Annotated in this window: 18 protein-coding genes and 1 pseudogene; 9 read left to right on the top strand and 10 right to left on the bottom strand. The window is 64.3% G+C overall.

Annotated features, from left to right (window positions below; genetic code table 11):
- The first annotated feature begins 26 nt into the window (after positions 1-26).
- From metG to mazG, 5 genes are all read left to right on the top strand, one after another.
- Positions 27-1,565, top strand: a complete 1,539-nt coding sequence (gene metG, locus ACP7BY_RS10140) for a methionine--tRNA ligase (RefSeq protein WP_126847424.1) — start codon at positions 27-29, stop codon at positions 1,563-1,565.
- On the top strand, positions 1,565-2,341 hold the full coding sequence (locus ACP7BY_RS10135) for a TatD family hydrolase (protein ID WP_137902324.1): 777 nt from the start codon (positions 1,565-1,567) through the stop codon (positions 2,339-2,341). Before metG ends, ACP7BY_RS10135 begins: the two co-directional genes overlap by 1 nt.
- Positions 2,338-3,102, top strand: a complete 765-nt coding sequence (locus ACP7BY_RS10130) for an MBL fold metallo-hydrolase (RefSeq protein WP_033967222.1) — start codon at positions 2,338-2,340, stop codon at positions 3,100-3,102. Before ACP7BY_RS10135 ends, ACP7BY_RS10130 begins: the two co-directional genes overlap by 4 nt.
- Entirely contained in the window at positions 3,099-3,302 is a 204-nt protein-coding gene (locus tag ACP7BY_RS10125) for a hypothetical protein (protein ID WP_033967221.1), read from the top strand. The genes ACP7BY_RS10130 and ACP7BY_RS10125 overlap by 4 nt, the downstream gene beginning before the upstream one ends.
- Positions 3,303-3,393: 91 nt before the next feature.
- Positions 3,394-4,152, top strand: a complete 759-nt coding sequence (mazG, locus tag ACP7BY_RS10120; RefSeq protein ID WP_033967219.1) for a nucleoside triphosphate pyrophosphohydrolase — start codon at positions 3,394-3,396, stop codon at positions 4,150-4,152.
- Here the strand turns inward: mazG and ACP7BY_RS10115 are convergent.
- The 8 genes and pseudogenes from ACP7BY_RS10115 to dusB form a co-directional block, all read right to left on the bottom strand.
- The gene (locus ACP7BY_RS10115; protein ID WP_033967218.1) at positions 4,130-4,789 is read right to left on the bottom strand and encodes a GNAT family N-acetyltransferase; all 660 of its coding nucleotides are present in this window, start codon (positions 4,787-4,789) and stop codon (positions 4,130-4,132) included. The two genes, mazG and ACP7BY_RS10115, sit on opposite strands and share 23 nt — an antisense overlap.
- Entirely contained in the window at positions 4,767-6,053 is a 1,287-nt protein-coding gene (hflX, locus tag ACP7BY_RS10110; protein ID WP_033967216.1) for a GTPase HflX, read from the bottom strand. Before hflX ends, ACP7BY_RS10115 begins: the two co-directional genes overlap by 23 nt.
- Positions 6,050-6,565: pseudogene (gene hfq, locus ACP7BY_RS10105) on the bottom strand (RNA chaperone Hfq); the annotation flags it as partial. The gene hflX and the pseudogene hfq, both read right to left, overlap by 4 nt.
- Positions 6,566-6,663: 98 nt before the next feature.
- Positions 6,664-8,037 carry a sigma-54-dependent transcriptional regulator gene (locus ACP7BY_RS10100; RefSeq protein ID WP_137902325.1) on the bottom strand — a complete coding sequence of 458 codons (1,374 nt, stop codon included), beginning with the start codon at positions 8,035-8,037 and terminating at the stop codon, positions 6,664-6,666.
- A 4-nt stretch (positions 8,038-8,041) separates the two neighbouring features.
- The gene (locus tag ACP7BY_RS10095) at positions 8,042-10,261 is read right to left on the bottom strand and encodes a sensor histidine kinase (RefSeq protein ID WP_249340787.1); all 2,220 of its coding nucleotides are present in this window, start codon (positions 10,259-10,261) and stop codon (positions 8,042-8,044) included.
- Positions 10,262-10,356: 95 nt separating this feature from the next.
- Entirely contained in the window at positions 10,357-11,775 is a 1,419-nt protein-coding gene (gene ntrC, locus ACP7BY_RS10090) for a nitrogen regulation protein NR(I) (RefSeq protein ID WP_126847402.1), read from the bottom strand.
- On the bottom strand, positions 11,772-12,854 hold the full coding sequence (locus tag ACP7BY_RS10085) for a two-component system sensor histidine kinase NtrB (RefSeq protein WP_052192547.1): 1,083 nt from the start codon (positions 12,852-12,854) through the stop codon (positions 11,772-11,774). Before ACP7BY_RS10085 ends, ntrC begins: the two co-directional genes overlap by 4 nt.
- Entirely contained in the window at positions 12,830-13,834 is a 1,005-nt protein-coding gene (gene dusB, locus ACP7BY_RS10080) for a tRNA dihydrouridine synthase DusB (protein ID WP_137902326.1), read from the bottom strand. The genes ACP7BY_RS10085 and dusB overlap by 25 nt, the downstream gene beginning before the upstream one ends.
- Before the next feature lie 100 nt (positions 13,835-13,934).
- Here dusB and ACP7BY_RS10075 point away from each other — a divergent pair, with 100 nt between their 5' ends.
- Positions 13,935-15,086, top strand: a complete 1,152-nt coding sequence (locus ACP7BY_RS10075; RefSeq protein WP_033967210.1) for a bifunctional 2-C-methyl-D-erythritol 4-phosphate cytidylyltransferase/2-C-methyl-D-erythritol 2,4-cyclodiphosphate synthase — start codon at positions 13,935-13,937, stop codon at positions 15,084-15,086.
- A gap of 2 nt (positions 15,087-15,088) precedes the next feature.
- Entirely contained in the window at positions 15,089-15,628 is a 540-nt protein-coding gene (locus ACP7BY_RS10070; RefSeq protein WP_033967209.1) for a CinA family protein, read from the top strand.
- Here the strand turns inward: ACP7BY_RS10070 and ACP7BY_RS10065 are convergent.
- Positions 15,550-16,047, bottom strand: a complete 498-nt coding sequence (locus tag ACP7BY_RS10065; RefSeq protein WP_033967207.1) for a type II toxin-antitoxin system RatA family toxin — start codon at positions 16,045-16,047, stop codon at positions 15,550-15,552. The two genes, ACP7BY_RS10070 and ACP7BY_RS10065, sit on opposite strands and share 79 nt — an antisense overlap.
- Positions 16,047-16,964 (bottom strand): lipoyl synthase, encoded by a 918-nt coding sequence (gene lipA / locus ACP7BY_RS10060; protein ID WP_033967205.1) that lies wholly within the window; start codon positions 16,962-16,964, stop codon positions 16,047-16,049. The genes ACP7BY_RS10065 and lipA overlap by 1 nt, the downstream gene beginning before the upstream one ends.
- Positions 16,965-17,030: 66 nt before the next feature.
- On the opposite strand from lipA, the gene ACP7BY_RS10055 reads away from it, so the two are divergent.
- Positions 17,031-17,660 carry a carbonic anhydrase gene (locus ACP7BY_RS10055; protein WP_033967204.1) on the top strand — a complete coding sequence of 210 codons (630 nt, stop codon included), beginning with the start codon at positions 17,031-17,033 and terminating at the stop codon, positions 17,658-17,660.
- Positions 17,661-17,749: 89 nt separating this feature from the next.
- Positions 17,750-18,205, top strand: coding sequence for a hypothetical protein (locus tag ACP7BY_RS10050; RefSeq protein ID WP_052192544.1), 456 nt, complete (start codon positions 17,750-17,752; stop codon positions 18,203-18,205).
- Positions 18,206-18,212 lie beyond the last annotated feature (7 nt).

Raw genomic sequence — 18,212 nt, 5'->3', positions numbered from 1 at the left:
GGCGACCGATGCTCTAGGAGGCCGCCATGGCCGACCCTTATTATATCACCACCGCAATCAGCTATCCCAACGGACGCCCGCATATCGGGCATGCCTATGAGGCGATCGCGACCGACGCGATCGCGCGCTATCAACGCCAATTGGGCCGTGAAGTCCGCTTCCAGACCGGGACCGACGAACATGGCCTGAAAATGGTCCAGGAAGCGCGCAAGCGTGACCTGACCCCGCGCGCGCTGGCTGACGAAATGAGCGGCTATTTCAAGGCAATGGCCGAGAAACTGGAGATTTCGTGCGATCGCTTCATCCGCACCAGCGACGCCGACCATTACCGCGCCAGCCAGGCGATCTGGCAAGCGATGGAAGCCGCGGGCGACCTGTATCTCGACCGCTATGAAGGCTGGTATTCGGTTCGCGACGAAGCCTTTTACGACGAGAAGGAACTGGTCGAAGGCGAGGGCGGTGCCAAATTGTCGCCGCAGGGCACGCCGGTCGAATGGACGGCGGAGGAAACCTGGTTCTTCCGGCTTTCCAAATATCAGCAGCCTTTGCTCGACCTATATGCCGCGCAGCCCGATTTCATTTTGCCCGAGGCGCGCCGCAACGAGATTTTGCGCTTCGTTGAGGGCGGCCTGTCCGATCTCTCGGTATCGCGCACCAGCTTCGACTGGGGCGTTCCGGTGCCGGGCAGCCCGGGCCATGTGATGTATGTGTGGGTCGATGCGCTCACCAATTATCTGACCGGGGTCGGCTATCCCGACGATGTCGAACTGTACGAAACCTTCTGGCCCGCGCATCTGCACGTGATTGGAAAGGATATCGTGCGTTTTCATGCAGTTTACTGGCCAGCTTTCCTGATGAGTGCCAACATTCCGCTGCCGCGTGCGGTGTTCGGCCATGGCTTTTTGCTCAACCGCGGTGAGAAGATGTCCAAGTCGGTCGGCAACGTGACCGATCCGATGGAACTGGCCGATCGCTTCGGTGTCGATGCGCTGCGCTATTTCCTGCTGCGCGAAGTGAGCTTCGGCCAGGATGGGAGTTATTCCGAAGAAGCGATCGTAACCCGTTGTAATGCTGACCTTGCCAACAATCTTGGCAATCTCGCGCAACGCTGCCTGTCGATCATTGCCAAGGCGTGCGGTGGCGTGGTGCCGGCGGCGGGCGAACGCACCGAGGCCGAGGACGCGCTGCTCGCCAGCGTCGCTGCGGCGGAGGCCGGGATGCACGATGCGATGGGCGATCTGGCCTTGCACAACGCGCTCGACGCGATCTGGTCGGCAGCGCGCGATGCCAACCAATATTTCGCCGATCAGGCACCGTGGAGCGTGCGCAAGACCGATCCGGCCCGCGCCGACACCATCCTCTATCATGCAGCGGATGCGGTGCGGCGGATCGCGATTCTGGCGCGCTGGGCGATCCCCAATGGGGCGGACAAATTGCTCGATCTGCTGGGGCAGCACGGCGATGCGCGCCACTTCGAAGCACTCGGCCACCCGCTGGCGCCGGGCCTGACGCTGCCGGCCCCGGTCGGCGTGTTCCCACGGCTCGAAGCGCCGGTCGAAGGCTGATGTTCGCCGACAGCCATTGCCACCTCAATTATAAGGGGTTGGGCGAGCAGCAGGATGAGATCCTGGCGCGCGCGCGGGCGCGCGGCGTGCATGCCATGCTCAACATTGCGACGCGCGAAAGCGAGTGGGATGCGGTGCTGGCCACCGCCGAGCGCGAGCCCGATGTTTGGGCGACGGTTGGCATCCATCCCAATGAAGCCGATGAGCATCCCGATATCGGCACCGCTCGGCTGGTCGAACGCGCGCAGCATCCGCGCGTCGTCGGCATTGGCGAGAGCGGGCTCGATTATTACTATGAACATAGCGACCGCGACCGCCAGCGCGCGAGCTTTCGTGCGCACATTGCCGCCGCGCGCGAAACGCAACTACCGATCGTGGTGCACACGCGCGATGCCGAGGACGATACCGCCGCGATCCTGCGCGAGGAAATGGGGAAGGGGGCCTATCCCGGCGTCATCCATTGCTTCACCGCGAGCGGGGCATTTGCCGATATCGCGCTGGAGCTTGGCTTCTATATCTCGATCTCGGGCATCGTGACCTTCAAGAACGCCAAGGATCTGCAGGACACCGCCGCGCGGCTGCCGCTCGACCGGCTGCTGATCGAAACCGATGCGCCGTTCCTGGCACCGGTGCCGCATCGCGGGAAAACGGGCGAGCCGGCCTTCGTGGCCGATACCGCCGCATTCCTGGCAAAATTGCGCGGCGAGCCGCTGGAAACGCTGGCAGCGGCGACGGCGGAGAACTTTCACGCACTGTTTACCAAGACGCGCGCATGAAGGTGCGGATCCTGGGATCGGGCACCTCGTCCGGCGTGCCGCGGATCGGCAATGACTGGGGCGCGTGCGACCCGACCAATCCGCGCAATCGGCGGATGCGCGCGTCGATCCTGGTCGAGACGCAGACGACGCGCATTCTGGTCGATACCGGACCCGACATGCGCGAACAGTTGCTGGCGGCGGATGTGTCGACGCTGGATGCGGTGATCTGGACGCATGATCATGCCGATCACACGCACGGCATAGATGATCTGCGCCAGGTGTTCCATGCGATGGGGCGGCCGGTGCGCGGGCTGGCGCGGCCCGATCTGATGGACACGTTGAAGCGGCGTTTCGGCTATGTTTTCCACGGTTGGGATGATTATCCGCCGACCGTCGCGATCGAGGCGCTGCCCGACAGTGTCGTCATCGGGGACATTACGGTTGGCGTGGTCGATCAGCCGCACGGGCCGTTCCAATCGGCCGGCTTGCGCTTTGACAGCATCGCGGGATCGATTGGATATGCGACCGATCTCAGTGCGATGACGCCGGATATGGCGAGGCTGTATGAAGGTCTTGACCTGTGGATCGTCGATGCACTGCGCCGCAAGCCGCATCCGTCGCACCCGACGTTGAACATGGCGCTGGGCTGGATCGAGATGCTGAAGCCGCGTCATGCGGTGCTGGCGCATATGGACCAGTCGATGGATTATGCGAGCCTGCTGGCAGAACTGCCACCGGGCATCGAGCCAGCCTATGACGGGCTGGAACTGCAGGTATGACCGACACCAGCATGGATCTGGTCTTTTACGCGCTGGTCCTGATCCTGCCGGTCAGCGCGCTAGCGGCGCGCCGTTTGCCGCTCGGCGATACGATCAGGATGGCGCTGGCCTGGGTGGCGATCTTCGGCGTGCTGTTCGTGCTGGTGGTGCTGTGGCAGGGCGCTTTCGGGGCTGGATCGGTATTGGGAGGCTTGCTCTGATGAAACGGCCTCAATTTAACATAATGTATATTATCGGATTGATGGAGGTCGCCAGCGGGAGCCGGTTCCTCACCCGAAATGGAGCGTGTCGATGATCGAACGGCTGGTCACGATCATGGCGCGGTTGCGCGATCCGGTGTCGGGCTGCGAATGGGATGTCGCGCAGGATTTCGCCAGCATCGCGCCCTATACGATCGAGGAAGCCTATGAAGTCGCCGATGCGATCGCGCGCGGCGACATGGCCGAGCTGAAGGACGAGCTTGGCGACCTGCTGCTCCAGGTCGTTTTCCATGCGCGCATGGCCGAGGAAGCCGGGCATTTCGCGCTGCCCGACATCGTGGCGGCGATCAGCGACAAGATGGAGCGCCGTCACCCGCATATCTTTGGCGATGTCGATGAGGGCGGCCATCATCTGTGGGAACAGATCAAGGCCGCCGAACGCGCCGCCAAGGGCCTGGCCGACGTCCCGCCGGGCGCGCTGGACGGCGTAGCCTTGGGCCTTCCCGCTTTGCTGCGCGCCGAAAAGCTGCAGAATCGTGCGGCGCGCGTGGGGTTCGACTGGCCGGACGCGGAAGGCCCGCGTGCCAAGATCGACGAGGAAATCGCCGAGATCGAAGCGGCCACCACCCCGGCCGAGACCGAGGATGAGGTCGGCGATCTGCTCTTCTCGGTGGTCAATTGGGCGCGCAAATTGGGCGTCGACCCCGAGGCGGCGCTACGCGGTGCCAATGCCAAGTTCGAACGCCGTTTCAAGGCGATGGAAGCGGAAGCTGGAGATGCCTTTCCCGGCCTGCCGCTCGCCGACAAGGAAGCCTTGTGGCAAGCGATCAAGGCACCGCGTCAGGAATGACCGCGGTCGCATAAGGGCAATGCACCGACCAGCCGAGGCTCGTATAAAGCGCGCGGCCTTGCGCGGTTGCGACCAGCACTTCGCGCGACGCGCTTGAGCGGCGCTGCGCTTGCAACAGGCTCATCACCGCCCGGCCCAGGCCGCGCCGCTGATGATCCGGGTTGGTGACGATGCGATCATAGACCAATACGCCCGACGCTTCGGCAGCATAGCCGCTGGCCGCGAGCGCGCCGTCTGCGCCGGTGATCGCGACCCGAACGACACCGTTGATGGTTTCGACCGTCGGGAGATAGCCGTCGGGCAGCCCCGTTTCTGCAAGGGGTGTGGCCCCCGCTGTCATCATCCAGGAAGGCGCACAGATTTGCCAATGTGACGGCAAAAGCGCTCTTAAAACAGCGTCATCCTGGCAAAGCTTCACATAGACTCTTGGCTGAGTGATGCACTGCGCCAGCTCGGCAATCGCGGGTGCCGGATCGGTGAAGACATAGCGGCACCATTCCTGCTCCGACCGCGTGTCCACCCGCCAGCCGCCGTGATCGGCCACTGGCATCGGCAGAGCCCGCGCGATCGAGCGGGCATGGAGCCAGCCTGCGATCAGGTCGCGATCGACGACGTCAGCGCTGGCAGAACCGTTCATAATCACGCTCGGCCATGCGGACTTCATAGATCGCCTGTTCGCCCTCGACCGATTGCTCCAGCACCTCGCCATGCGCGTGAAGCCAGGCCGCGCCGGCACCATCGCCCGCATCGAGCAGGATGGTGTAGCGGCGATGGCTCGACGTCAGCAGCGCGGCGACGGTGTCGAGCAAGGCCGACACCCCTTCCCCACTCAGCGCCGAAATCGCCGCAACATCGTCGCGCCGCGCGGCTTCGCCCAGCAATTCGGCGCGATCGTCGCCATCGAGCATGTCGAGCTTGTTCCACGCCTCGATCCGCGGAACCGAGAGATCCACACCGATATCGCGCAGCACCGCCTCGACATCATCCTTCTGCGCAATCGTATCCGGGTGCGCGATGTCGCGGACGTGGATCAGCAAATCGGCCGACACCACTTCCTCGAGCGTCGCCTTGAAGGCCGCGACGAGCTGGGTCGGGAGTTCGGAGACGAACCCAACGGTGTCCGACAGGATCGCCTTGTCGATGCCCGGCAGCGCGATCTGCCGCAGCGTCGGGTCGAGGGTGGCGAACAGCAGATCCTCCGCCATGACGTCAGCACCGGTCATGCGGTTGAAAAGCGTGGATTTTCCGGCGTTGGTATAGCCGACCAGCGCGATCACCGGCCAGGGCGCGCGCTGGCGCCGGTCGCGGTGCAGCCCGCGCGTGCGACTGACTTGCTCCAATTCCTTCTTCAACCGCGCCATGCGATCGCGGATCAAGCGCCGATCGGCCTCGATCTGCGTTTCACCCGGGCCGCCGAGGAAGCCGAAGCCGCCGCGCTGGCGTTCCAGATGGGTCCAGCTGCGAACGAGCCGCCCCGCCTGATAATCGAGATGCGCGAGTTCGACTTGCAAGCGCCCCTCGGCGGTTGCCGCACGTTCGCCGAAGATTTCGAGGATCAGCCCGGTACGGTCGATCACCTTGGCCGACAGCGCCTTTTCGAGGTTGCGCTGCTGTACCGGCGTCAGGCTGGCGTCGAACACGACCAGTTCGGCTTCCGCCATCCGCACCGTGGCACCCAGCGCTTCGAGTTGCCCCTTGCCGATCAGGGTCGAAGGCTGGAGCGCGCGCACCTTGATCGCAACGCGATCGACCACTTCGACATGGATCGCCATGGCCAGCCCGGCGGTTTCGGCCAGCCGGGCATCGGCATCCCGCGACGAAATACCGGTGTCGGGATACACGACAACGGCCTTGGCACCGCGCGCGACATCGCCGCGGTCCCGTTCAAAACCTGTGGTCAATCGTCGTCCGAACCTGCTGTTTCATCAGCCAAATTAAGGGGATGGGCGGGCTGAATGGTGGAGACCGCATGCTTGTAGACGAGCTGCGCCATGCCATCGCGCTGGAGCAGCATGCAGAACAGGTCGAACGCCGCGATCTGCCCCTGCAACATTACGCCATTCACCAGGAACATGGTGACATTGTCTTCGGACTTGCGCACCGCGTTGAGGAAGATTTCCTGCAGCAGCGGCTGCTTCTTCTGCGCCTCGCCGATCGCGTTGACGATCGCATCGATGTCGACCGTGTTGGCCGGCATGATCGTCGAAATGGCATGCTTATAGATCAGCTGCGACTGCCCATCCCGGCGCAGCAGCACCGAGAAATTGTCGAACCAGGTGACGATGCCCTGCAGCTTGACGCCCTTCACGAGGAACATCGTGATCGGGGTTTTGGTGCGGCGCAGGGCGTTGAGGAACAGGTCTTGCAGAGAGGTGTGCTTGTCGGCCATCGGTCGATCCTTTGTTCTTGGCGGGGGATTCCCGCAGCGCGCCGGTTCCGGCGTCGAGTTAGGTGGTGTACCCGTCCTCTAATCTAGGGATGCACGATCGTTTCGTCCACCGATCCAGTCGATTAATCCTCGCGCACCTCGGTAATGCCGAGCAGCTTCAGCTTCCGGTGCAGTGCCGACCGCTCCATCCCGATGAAATTGGCGGTGCGGGAGATGTTGCCGGAGAAGCGGCGGATCTGCACGCGCAGATATTCCCGCTCAAAGGTCTCGCGCGCTTCGCGGAGCGGCGCACCCATAATCGCGGTCGCCCCGCCGCCCAGTTCGCCCGGATCGCCGAGAATATCGGGGGGTAGCATATCGAGATCGATCTGCCCGATCCGGTCGCCCGGTGCCATGATGATCGTGCGCTCCACAATGTTGCGGAGCTGGCGCACATTGCCGGGCCATTCATAGGATTGCAGCGCCACCATGGCGTCAGGCGCGACGGCTGGCGTGGGAACGCGCCGTTCGGACGCGTAATGCGCCATGAAATGATCGACCAGCGCAGGGATATCCTCGCGCCGCTCCGCCAGCCCCGGAATGGTGACGGGCACGACGTTGAGCCGGTAATAGAGATCTTCGCGGAAGCGGCCTTCGGCAATTTCATGCGTCAAATCGCGTGCGGTGGCAGACACCACGCGCACATCGACCTTGACCACGCGCTGCCCGCCGACGCGGCTGAAACTCTGGTCGGTGAGCACCCGCAGGATGCGGCCTTGCGTTGCCAGCGGCATGTCGGCGATTTCATCGAGGAACAGCGTGCCCCCGTGCGCCTGTTCGAGCAGGCCGGAGCGGACGAGCTGCCCCCCCTCCTCGATGCCGAACAGCTCCTCCTCGACTCGCTCGGGCGTCATCCGCGCCGCACTGACGACGACGAACGGCGCATCGGCGCGCTGGCTCCAGCCGTGCAGCAGCCGAGCAGCCACTTCCTTGCCGACGCCCGCCGCGCCCATGATCAGCACGCGGCTGCCCGTCGCGGCCACGCGCTTCAGCGTTGCGCGCACGCCGTTGATCGCACCGGAATTGCCGGTCAAATCGGTATCGCGGCCCACCACCGCGCGCAGGCTGGCGATCTCGCGGCGCAAGCTCTCGGTCTCGGTCGCGCGTGCCACCATCAGCAGCAGCCGCTCGGCCTCGAACGGTTTTTCGATGAAATCGGCCGCACCACGCCGGATCGCAGCAACGGCGGTATCGAGATTGCCATGCCCCGAAATCATCAGCACCGGGATCGACGGGTCGCGCCGCTTGATCTCATCAAGCAACTCGAGGCCGTCGAGCCGCGAGCCCTGTAGCCACACGTCGAGCAGCACGAGCGACGGCCGCCGCACCGAAATGGCTTCCAGGGCCGAATCGCTGTCGGCCGCGACGCGCGCGCCATAGCCTTCGTCTTCGAGCACACCGGCGACCAGATCGCGAATATCGCGTTCGTCATCAACGACAAGGATGTCCAGGGGCATGGGTTCAGGTCCGGTTCTGCGAGAGTTGCTGGGGTGGCGCTTCGGCGATGCCCCCATCGCCTCCGTCGCCGGTGTCGAGATTGGAGAGCATCGCCGTGTCGAAGCTGACGGTGACGATCGTGCCGCCGCCGGGGCGGTCGGCAAAGGTCATCGTGCCGAAATGCTCCTCCACGATCTTCTTGACGATCGCCAGGCCAAGGCCGGTGCCGCGCGCCCGCGTCGTGACATAGGGCTCGACGATACGGTCGCGCGCGGCGGGCAAGCCGATGCCGGTATCGGCGACGGTGATGGTGGTGCGGCCGTCCCGCTCCTCCAGCGTCATCGTGATGCTCGCCTCGGCTGCGCCCGGATTGGCTTCAACCGCCTCGACCGCATTCTTGACGATGTTGGTGAGAGCCTGGCTAATCTGGCGGCGGTCGCACACCAGCATGATGCTCGGCTCTTCATGCGCCAGGCTGAACACGACGCCGGGGTGCGCGACTTCGTGCAGGAACAGTGTCTGGCGAGCGAGATCGACCAGCGACTCCTCCCGGAACACCGGTTTGGGCATCCGCGCAAAGGAGGAGAATTCATCGACCATGCGTCGCAAGTCGCCGACCTGGCGAATGATCGTATCGGTCAGGCGCGCAAAGGTGGTGTCGTCCGGGTCGATCTGCTTGCCATAGCGCCGCTGGAGCCGTTCCGCGGCGAGCTGGATCGGGGTCAGCGGGTTCTTGATTTCATGCGCGATGCGGCGTGCGACGTCGGACCAGGCGGCACGGCGCTGGTCGAGCAGTTGCCCGGTGATGTCGTCGAAGGTCAGGATCGGCCCTTCGTGTGCCCGCGTGACCTTGACCGCCAGCGTGCGCGCGTCATTACCGGTGCCGATCTCGATGATCGCTTCGCGATCCTGTCCGTCGAGCAGCGCCGCCAATTCGGGCGCGATCAGCTTCAGCGGTTTGCCGACCGGCATATCGTCAGGACCATCCAGCAGCGTGATGGCCGAACGATTGATCAGGCGGACGGTCCCGTCGGGCGCGACCGAGATGACGCCGGCAGTGACCCCCGACATCACCGCCTCGATCAAGGCGCGACGGCTTTCCAGCGCACCGGTCTGCGCTTGCAGGCGCTCGGTCATTTGGTTGAAGGCGCTGGTCAACGTGCCGATCTCGTCGTCGGTTTTGGGCGTCGGCACGCGCGCGGTAAAATCGCCTGTAGAAACCAGATCCGCCGCTGCCACCAGCGCGCCGAGTGGACGCACGATGCGATCGGCAACTTCCAGCGCGATCCATACGGCGATGGCGATGATCAGTAGCGAAATTCCGAGCAACGCAGCGTTGAACTTCAGCTGCAGCGATCGCGAACGCGCGAGAAAGTCGCGATAGCTGGACAGCACTGCCGCGCTGCGCTTCGACTGCGCTTCCATCACGCGGACGTCCGAAATCGCGACGGTCAGCAAATAGACATTGGTCGTCCCCGGGATCGGCACCAGCGTTTTGATGCGGTTGCCGTTCACCGTGGTAATGCTGGGCACCTTCTGTTGGACATCCAGAATGTCTCCACGCGTCACCTCCCGCGCCAGATCGAGCTTGTCCGGGTTCAGGTTGACGATTTCATGAAATTTGCCGTCCGGGGAATATATAAAAAGAAAACCATCCGAAAAGCTTCTGTAAAAAATCTGGTATTTTCCAAAATATTCGGGAAAATCTGGAGATCTTACCTTTTCTGAAAAATTCTCGGAAATATCCTGCGCGGCGGTAACCGTAGCAACCTGCCAACGTTGGAGCATTTGCTGATACGAGGTCGTTGCAACGCCAGTAGCATTTTCGATCATGCTGCGCGCCTGATCGGAATACCAGAATTGCACGCCATATTGAAACAGCAGCGAGGCGAAGATGACCACGAACAGTGTTGGCACCGCCGCAATGATCGAGAAAAGCGCAACCAGCCGTACGTGCAACCGACCACGCCCGCCGATCGGCAAACGCGAGGCACGCCGCATCGCGATGCGGCGCCCGATCAGCACCAGCAATGCAATGCCGGGCAGCAAATTGGCGAGCAACAGTGAAGCCACCAGAGCCGGGCTTAACAGCGCATCCGCGCTACTCCCGCGCGCGATGAACAGATAGCTGGCTGCCGCGATTACAATCGCGATGGCGAGCACCGCCAGCTCCAGAAAGCGCGTGACATGGAACCGGGGCGGCACGCCGCCCCTTAACGGAACCGAAAGCACAGACTCACTCATCGTGACATTCCTACAACGCCCGCGTTGCAAGGAAAACACACAAATGACGCCGCCGATCTCAAGTTCGAACCGGGTGAGCCCGGCTCGTCGCCCGTTCAGGGGGCAATACCGAGCATATCCAAACGTTTGCGCAGCGTGTTGCGATTGATTCCCAAGGCGCGCGCAGCTCGCAATTGGTTCTGGCCGTGACGCGCCAGCAGCGCCTCGATCAGCGGCCGCTCCACTTCGGCGATGATTCGGTCATAAAGCGTTCCATCGTCAAGCGCGGCGGGTTCCTCTATCGCCAGCCGCTCGATCCGAGCGCGAATGGCCGCTTCGATTCCCGCATCGCCAATCATCGGTACCAACGGCAGTGCGCCACCCAACATGGCGCGCATCTCATCGGCATCGATCCGCTCGTCGCGCGCCAGTACGGCAATGCGCCGCATCATATTTTCCAGCTCGCGGACATTGCCCGGCCAGTCATAGGCCTCGATCACGGCGATCGCGTCGGGATCGAGCTGCTTGCGCGGCAAGCCGTCCTCGGCTGCGCGGTCGAGGAAATGGCGCGCGAGCAGCGCGATATCCTGCCGCCGCGCGCGCAAGGCAGGCAGCAGCACCGGCACGACGTTGAGGCGATAGAACAGATCCTCGCGAAACTGGCCGATCGTCACCAACTGCGCGAGATCGCGATTGGTGGCCGCAACGATGCGCACGTCGGCGCGGATCGTGCGGGCACCGCCGACGGTGGTGAACTCGCCCGATTGCAGCACGCGCAACAGCCGCGTTTGCGCCTCCATCGGCATGTCGCCGATTTCGTCGAGGAACAACGTGCCGCCCGCCGCCTGCTCGAACCGCCCGGCCGATCGCGCCTGCGCGCCGGTAAAGGCACCGCGCTCATGGCCAAACAGCTCCGCTTCGATCAGTTCGCGCGGGATCGCGGCCATGTTGAGCGCAATGAAGGGCGAACGGCGGCGCGGCCCCAAATCATGGATCGCGCGCGCAACCAGTTCCTTGCCGGTGCCCGATTCGCCCGAGATCAGCACGGTGAGGTCATTAGAAACGACGCGCGCGATGATGCGATACACGTCCTGCATCGCCGGCGACCGCCCAATCAGCGGCAGCGCGCGATCTTCGGCCTCGATCGGATCGGCCACTGCCCCCGCCCCCCGGGCGAGCGCGCTCTGGACGGTGCGGGACAGCACGTCGAGGTCGAATGGTTTGGGCAGATAATCGAACGCGCCGACTTCGGTCGAGCGCACCGCCGTCGTCAACGTGTTCTGCGCCGACAGCACGATCACCGGCAAGCCCGGATGCGCCTGAACAACGCGCTCGACCAGATCGAGGCCGTTACCGTCCGGTAGGACCACGTCGGTGACCAATACGTCGGGCGCTGTCGCGGCAAGGTGCACTTCGGCCTCGGCGACCGTCGCCACGACGATCACGCGGTGGCCGTCGCGTTTCAGCGCTTGCCCAACCACTGTGCGGATGGCGGCATCGTCATCGACGACGAGGATCCGTCCGGTGCGGGTCATGCACCCCCACGCGGCAGCATGATGCGAAACACGGTCATCGGCGGGGTTCCTTCGCGCGCAAATTGGATGATCCCGCCCATATCGCGCACCAGTTTGTCGACAAGCGCAAGGCCAAGCCCCTGCCCTTCGGGTTTGCCCGAAATGAACGGGTCGAACAGATGTTCGGCAATATCGGCGGGTGGTCCAGGGCCATTGTCGATCACGCAAATTTCGATCGGGAGTGGTCGGCGGGGTTTGCCGGGGGCGGGCGCAATTGCCATGCCGTGGCGATAGGCGGTGGCCAGCGTAATCCGCGCATCGGCCTGGTCGCGCACGGCCTCGCTCGCATTCTTGAGCAAATTGAGCACCACTTGCAGCGTCGCGTCGCGGTCGATCTGGACCGGCGGCAGCGACGGATCGAAGCGTTCCTCGATCACCACATGCCGCCCGAAACCGGCGAGCGCGACGCGCCGGGCATGATCCAGCAGGGGATAGATATTCTCGGGCACAAGCTGCAACGGGCGCGTATCGGTGAAATCCTGCATCCGGTCGATCAGCGCCGCGATCCGGTCGACTTCGGTGGTAATGAGCGTGGTCAGTTCCGCCGCACCCTTGCCCTTGGACAGCAATTGCGCCGCGCCGCGAATGCCCGAGAGCGGGTTTTTGATTTCATGCGCCAGCATCGCTGCCGCGCCAATTGCGGCGCGCGCAGCCGACGCGCGATCGGCATTGTGCCCCATCCGGCGCGAGGTGGCGGCATGATGCAGCGTGATCGTCTGCCAGCCGGGATAATCGGCGATCCGCGACTCGATATAATCGACGCGCACCTTGCCGCCGCGCTTGAGCGCGATCTCGACATCGAACGCCGCGAAACCGTGATTGTCGCGCGGATTTTCGTCCTCCGGTGCCTTCAGGATCGACGCCAATGGCTGTCCCAGCATCGCGCGCTCGGACAGATTGAGCAGCGCTTCGCACTCGGCATTGGCATGGGCAACTCGTGACTCGGGGTCGACCACCAGCACCGCCACCGGCAGCGCGGCAAACAAGTCTGCGAAATCGGGACCGGCGGCCGTGTTCACGCGGCGGCGCGACTGCACCAGGGCGCGTAAAATTCGGCGAGCATCGCCTGAACGACCTTCGGATCGGCGATCTGGTTCACGCGATTGCGGAATTCGGCAGAGCCATGCAGGCCGCGCGTGTACCAACCGATATGCTTGCGCGCCATATTGACGCCGGTCTCGTTCCCGTAATGACTGAGCATCGCTTCGTAATGCTCTGCAATCACGGTATATTGTTCCTCGATTGAGGGATCGGCCACGCGGCGGCCGCTGGCGAACCACTCCATCACCTGGCCCAGCAGCCATGGCCGCCCATAAGAACCGCGCCCGATCATCACGCCGTCCGCGCCCGACTGGTCGAGCGCCGCCTCGGCATCCTCGATCGAGCAGATGTCGCCATTGGCGATCACCGGGATCGTCACCGCATCCTTCACCGAGCGGATGAACGCCCAGTCGGCATTGCCTTTGTACATCTGGTTGCGCGTGCGCCCGTGGACGGTGACGAGCTTTACCCCCAGATCCTGCGCGATCTTCGCCAGTTGCGGCGCGTTGAGGCTGCTGTGATCCCAGCCCATCCGCATTTTCAGCGTGACGGGCACGCTGACCGCCTCGACCACGCCCTTGATGATCGCACCGGCATTGTCGAGATCGCGCATCAGCGCGGAGCCCGCATCGCCATTGGTGACCTTGCGCACCGGACAGCCCATGTTGATGTCGATGATCGCGGCACCGCGATCCTCGCTCAGCTTCGCCGCTTCGCCCATTTCATAGGGCGTGCAGCCGACGAGCTGCATCGATACCGGATCCTCGATCGGATGCCATGCCGCCTTTTGCAGCGACTGGCGCGTTTCGCGAATCGCCGCCTGGCTCGCCACCATCTCGGTGACGTTGAGGCCCGAGCCATAGCGCCGCACCAGCGTACGGAACGGCATGTCGGTCACGCCGGTCATAGGCGCGAGGATCACGGGACTCGCGATCGTCACGGGGCCGACGTTCAGAGGGGCAAGGGTACGCGAAGTCACGGGATGGGATCTGCCTGAAAAACGGGCAGCCTATAGGCGAAAGCCCGTCTTGCAGCAAGGCGGGCTGGCGGGCGGCCACGGCTTGGGCTAGGCGCGCCGCATGACCTCGACCAAGACCGCCGCCATCATCGTCGCCGCCGGTACCGGCGTCCGCTCGGGCAGCGCCGTTCCAAAGCAATATGCCCGCCTGGGCGGCAAGGCGGTGCTGGCATACAGCTATGCCGCCTTGCGCAACCATCCCGCGATCGACCGCGTCATCGTGGTGATCGGGGCGGACCAGGAGGCACTCCTGCACGATGCGATCGGCGGGTCCGAAAATGTCACGGGTGGCGCGACGCGCCGCCTGTCGGTGCTGGCAGGGCTGGAAGCGCTGGCGAACGAGCCCCCTGCCCATGTGCTCATTCATGACGCCGCCCGCCCTTTCCTGAGCGCGGCGGTGATCGACCGGCTGATCGCGGCGCTCGACACGCATGACGGCGCTGTTCCCGCTCTACCGGTGCCAGACACGCTTGCGCGCGGCGAGAGCGAGCTGGGCGAAACCGTTGCCCGCGATGCCTTGCACCGCATCCAGACCCCGCAAGCCTTTCACTTTGCCACAGCCCTCGCCGCGCATCGCGGCTGGACCGGCGACGAACCGACCGACGACGCGCAAATGCTGCGGGCCGTCGGTGGCCGGGTCGCGCTGGTCGAAGGAGACCCCATGCTCGAAAAGATCACACATCCCGCCGATTTCGCCGCCGCCGAGTCGCGCCTTGCCACCACGATGCGCTCTCGCACCGCCACCGGCTTCGACGTCCACCGCTTGGAGGCAGGCGAGGAATTGTGGCTGGGCGGCGTGCTGATCCCGCATGACAAGGGTCTGTCGGGGCATAGCGATGCAGATGTCGCACTCCACGCCATCACAGATGCGCTGCTCGGCACGATCGCGGCGGGTGATATCGGCACGCATTTTCCGCCCAGCGACCCGCAATGGCGCGGTGCCGATTCGGCGCAGTTCCTGCAGCACGCCGCCTCACTGATCGCGGCGCGCGGCGGGATCATCGATTTCATCGACCTGACGTTGATCTGCGAGGCCCCCAAGATCGGCCCGCACCGCGTCGCGATGCGCGACCGCATCGCAGAGCTCTTGCGGCTTGACGCCGATCAGGTCAGCATCAAGGCGACGACGACCGAACGTTTGGGCTTTACCGGACGTGGCGAGGGGATTGCGGCGCAGGCCGCCGCCACCGTCCGGGTTCCAGGGGAGCGATAACGATGGACACCATCCTGCCCGCCGAACTGGTGGAGGCCGCTCGCAAGGTGGTTGCCGCCAATCTCGCCGCCGGCCGCCGCGTGGCGCTCGCCGAAAGCTGCACCGGCGGCCTCGTCGCCGCCGCAATCACCGAAATCGCGGGTTCGTCCGAAATGTTCGAGAGCGGTTTCGTCACCTATTCCAACGACGCCAAGCTGGAGATGCTGGGCGTCAGCGCAGACGTACTCGAAACCTTTGGCGCAGTATCGGTGGCAACCGCGTGGAGCATGGCGCAGGGCGCGCTGGAGGCGAGCGGTGCCGATGTCGCGGTCGCGATCACCGGCGTAGCGGGCCCCGGTGGCGGCACCGAAAAGAAGCCGGTCGGCACGGTCGTGTTCGCGCGTGCGGAGCGCGGTGCCGATCCCGGCCATGTCGTGGCCGATCGCAAGGATTTCGGCGATTTGGGGCGCGGCGGCGTGCGCCTTCAGGCGGCGTTGTGCGCGCTCGAACTGCTGCTGCCATCCGAGGACGATACCGCGCCTGAGGCCGAGGAAGCCCCGTAAAGCACGGCGGCGCGGTCCTCGAACGCGCCGATCATCTTGCGCAGGGCGGTGCCAAACACCTGGCCCGCCAACATTTCGAACACGCGATTCTTGAACGCGAAATCGACCGTGAAATCGACCGCGCAGCCGCTCCCGTCGGGCCGGAACGCCCATTCATTGCGCAGATATTTGAGCGGCCCGTCGAGATATTCGACCTCGATCCGCTCAGGCCGGTGTTTCTCGACCTTCGACGTGAAGGTTTCGCGCAAGCCTTTGAAGCCGACGATCATGTCGGCAACCATCTGCGTTTCGCTGTTCGAGCGCACCCGGATCGCCGATACCCACGGCAGGAACTCGGCATAGCGCGCGACATCGGCGACCAGATCGAACATTTGTTCGGGCGTGTAGGGCAGCCGCCGCGTTTCGGAATGGCGTGGCATCAGCGCTGGGCGAGCTTTGCCTCCCGCGCGGCGCGCAGGCGGGCGAAATCGTCACCGGCATGATAGCTCGACCGCGTCAGCGGCGAACTCGCGACCAGCAGGAACCCCTTGGCGCGCGCGATCGCGGCATAGGCGTCGAACACGGCGGGGGTGACGAAGTCCATCACCTTGGCATGGCGTGGGGTCGGCTGCAGATATTGCCCCATCGTCAGGAAATCGATCTCTGCCGAGCGCATGTCGTCCATCACCTGATGCACTTCGAGCCGTTCCTCGCCCAGACCCAGCATTACGCCGGATTTGGTGAAGATCGAGGGATCGTGACGCTTCACACTCTCCAGCAGGCGCAGCGACGCATAATAACGCGCGCCGGGGCGAATCGTCGGGTAGAGACGCGGCACGGTTTCGAGGTTGTGGTTGTAGACATCCGGACGCGCGGCCACGATCGACTCGACCGCCGCTTGCGTCTTGTTGCGGAAATCGGGGGTCAGGATCTCGATCGTCGTATTGGGCGTGGTGCGGCGCAGCGCCTCGATTACCTTGACGAATTGCGAGGCCCCGCCATCAGGCAGATCGTCACGATCGACCGAGGTGATGACGATATGTTCGAGCCCCAGCTCGGCGGCGGCATCGGCGGTGTGCTGTGGTTCGAGCGGGTCGACCGCACGCGGCATACCGGTCTTCACGTTGCAGAAGGCGCAGGCGCGCGTGCAGGTGTCGCCCAGGATCATCACCGTGGCGTGCTTCTTGGTCCAGCACTCGCCGATATTGGGGCAAGCCGCTTCCTCGCACACAGTGTTGAGGTTCAGGCGGCGCATCATCGCCTTGGTCTCGCCAAAGGCGGTGCCGCCTGGCGCCTTCACGCGGATCCAGTCGGGCTTGCGTTGACGCGGGCGGGCGAGTGGGGACATCTCGTTCATGGCGGAGCAGATAGCGACTGCCGCGCGCCCTTGCCACCCCCCCCTGAGGGCGGATACACGGCCCCCATGACCGATTTTTCAGATCTGATCGGCGGATATCGCCGCTTTCGCGACAGTGAATGGACCCGCCAGCGCGACCGCTGGGCCAAATTGTCCAAGGGTCAAAGCCCCAAGGTGATGGTGATCGCCTGTTCCGACAGCCGAGTCGATCCCGCGCAGGTGTTCGACACATCGCCGGGCGAGATCTTCGTCGTGCGCAACGTCGCCAATCTGGTGCCGCCGTTCGAACTGGATGGACGACGCCACGGCGTTTCGGCCGCGCTCGAATTCGCAGTGACACAATTGGAAGTGTCTGAAGTTGTGGTCATGGGCCACGGCCAATGCGGCGGCGTGCACGCCGCGATGACCCAGGCCTTCGCCGGCAAGGCCCCGGGCGAAGGCGGTTTCATCGATCACTGGGTCGACATGCTCGACGACGCGCGCAATCGGATCGTGGCGGAACACGGTTCCGGGCCCGAGGCGATCCATGAACTGGAACTGGAAACGGTGCGGGTGAGCATCGCCAACCTGCGAACCTTCCCCTGTATTCCCGAGCGCGAGGCCGCAGGCACGCTGAAGCTTCGCGGGGCTTATTTTGCCATAGCCGACGGCGTGTTGCACGTGATGGACGACGACGGCGTCTTCGCGGCCGCGTAACCCTTTCGTTGGGAAAACATATAGGTCGATACGGCGTAGGTGTCGCGGTTGCGGTTGCTCCCGCGGCACCGGTCGGCTAGCCGTTCGGCATGAGACCCAACACGCTTCGGCTGCTGCGCCGCTATCACCATTATCTCGGGCTGTTCTTCGCTCCGATGATCCTGCTGTTCGCGATCAGCGGCGCGCTGCAGACCTTCCGGTTGCAGGAAGCCAAGGGCTATGGCGGCACGCCGCCCAACTGGATCGTGTGGCTCGCCAGCGTGCACAAGGATCAGGGCCCGCCGCGTGAACGCAAGGCGGAGAAGCCCAAGCCCGCACCCGGTGCCGCTGAAGCGCAGAAGCCGCGTGCGGAAGCGAGCGCCGGCGCGGCCAAACGCCCCTCGCCCCTGCCGCTCAAGATCTTCGTCGTTCTGCTGTCGATCGCGCTCAGCCTGTCGACGATTACGGGCATCGTGATCGCGCTCGCCAGCCGCGCGATGCGGCGGATTTCGATCATCTTGCTGGTGCTTGGCACCGTAGTGCCGATCGTCCTGCTCTGGGTCTAGCCGCGCC

The sequence above is a fragment of the Sphingomonas sp. PSPC2-2 genome, assembly GCF_049897725.1.
In the GTDB taxonomy this organism is placed as follows: domain Bacteria; phylum Pseudomonadota; class Alphaproteobacteria; order Sphingomonadales; family Sphingomonadaceae; genus Sphingomonas.
Note: the sequence above shows the minus strand (reverse complement) of the source record. Positions and strands in the feature narration are given on the sequence as shown.

Excerpts from the sequence above, each read along its gene's own strand:
- ACP7BY_RS10115 (WP_033967218.1), bottom strand. The coding sequence starts at position 4,789 with ATGAACGGTTCTGCCAGCGCTGACGTCGTCGATCGCGACCTGATCGCA.
- lipA (WP_033967205.1), bottom strand. The coding sequence starts at position 16,964 with ATGAACGAGATGTCCCCACTCGCCCGCCCGCGTCAACGCAAGCCCGAC.
- metG (WP_126847424.1), top strand. The coding sequence starts at position 27 with ATGGCCGACCCTTATTATATCACCACCGCAATCAGCTATCCCAACGGA.
- ACP7BY_RS10055 (WP_033967204.1), top strand. The coding sequence starts at position 17,031 with ATGACCGATTTTTCAGATCTGATCGGCGGATATCGCCGCTTTCGCGAC.
- ntrC (WP_126847402.1), bottom strand. The coding sequence starts at position 11,775 with ATGACCCGCACCGGACGGATCCTCGTCGTCGATGACGATGCCGCCATC.
- ACP7BY_RS10070 (WP_033967209.1), top strand. The coding sequence starts at position 15,089 with ATGGACACCATCCTGCCCGCCGAACTGGTGGAGGCCGCTCGCAAGGTG.
- ACP7BY_RS10135 (WP_137902324.1), top strand. The coding sequence starts at position 1,565 with ATGTTCGCCGACAGCCATTGCCACCTCAATTATAAGGGGTTGGGCGAG.
- ACP7BY_RS10050 (WP_052192544.1), top strand. The coding sequence starts at position 17,750 with ATGAGACCCAACACGCTTCGGCTGCTGCGCCGCTATCACCATTATCTC.
- ACP7BY_RS10100 (WP_137902325.1), bottom strand. The coding sequence starts at position 8,037 with ATGCCCCTGGACATCCTTGTCGTTGATGACGAACGCGATATTCGCGAT.
- ACP7BY_RS10130 (WP_033967222.1), top strand. The coding sequence starts at position 2,338 with ATGAAGGTGCGGATCCTGGGATCGGGCACCTCGTCCGGCGTGCCGCGG.
- ACP7BY_RS10065 (WP_033967207.1), bottom strand. The coding sequence starts at position 16,047 with ATGCCACGCCATTCCGAAACGCGGCGGCTGCCCTACACGCCCGAACAA.
- mazG (WP_033967219.1), top strand. The coding sequence starts at position 3,394 with ATGATCGAACGGCTGGTCACGATCATGGCGCGGTTGCGCGATCCGGTG.
- ACP7BY_RS10095 (WP_249340787.1), bottom strand. The coding sequence starts at position 10,261 with ATGAGTGAGTCTGTGCTTTCGGTTCCGTTAAGGGGCGGCGTGCCGCCC.
- ACP7BY_RS10075 (WP_033967210.1), top strand. The coding sequence starts at position 13,935 with ATGACCTCGACCAAGACCGCCGCCATCATCGTCGCCGCCGGTACCGGC.
- ACP7BY_RS10125 (WP_033967221.1), top strand. The coding sequence starts at position 3,099 with ATGACCGACACCAGCATGGATCTGGTCTTTTACGCGCTGGTCCTGATC.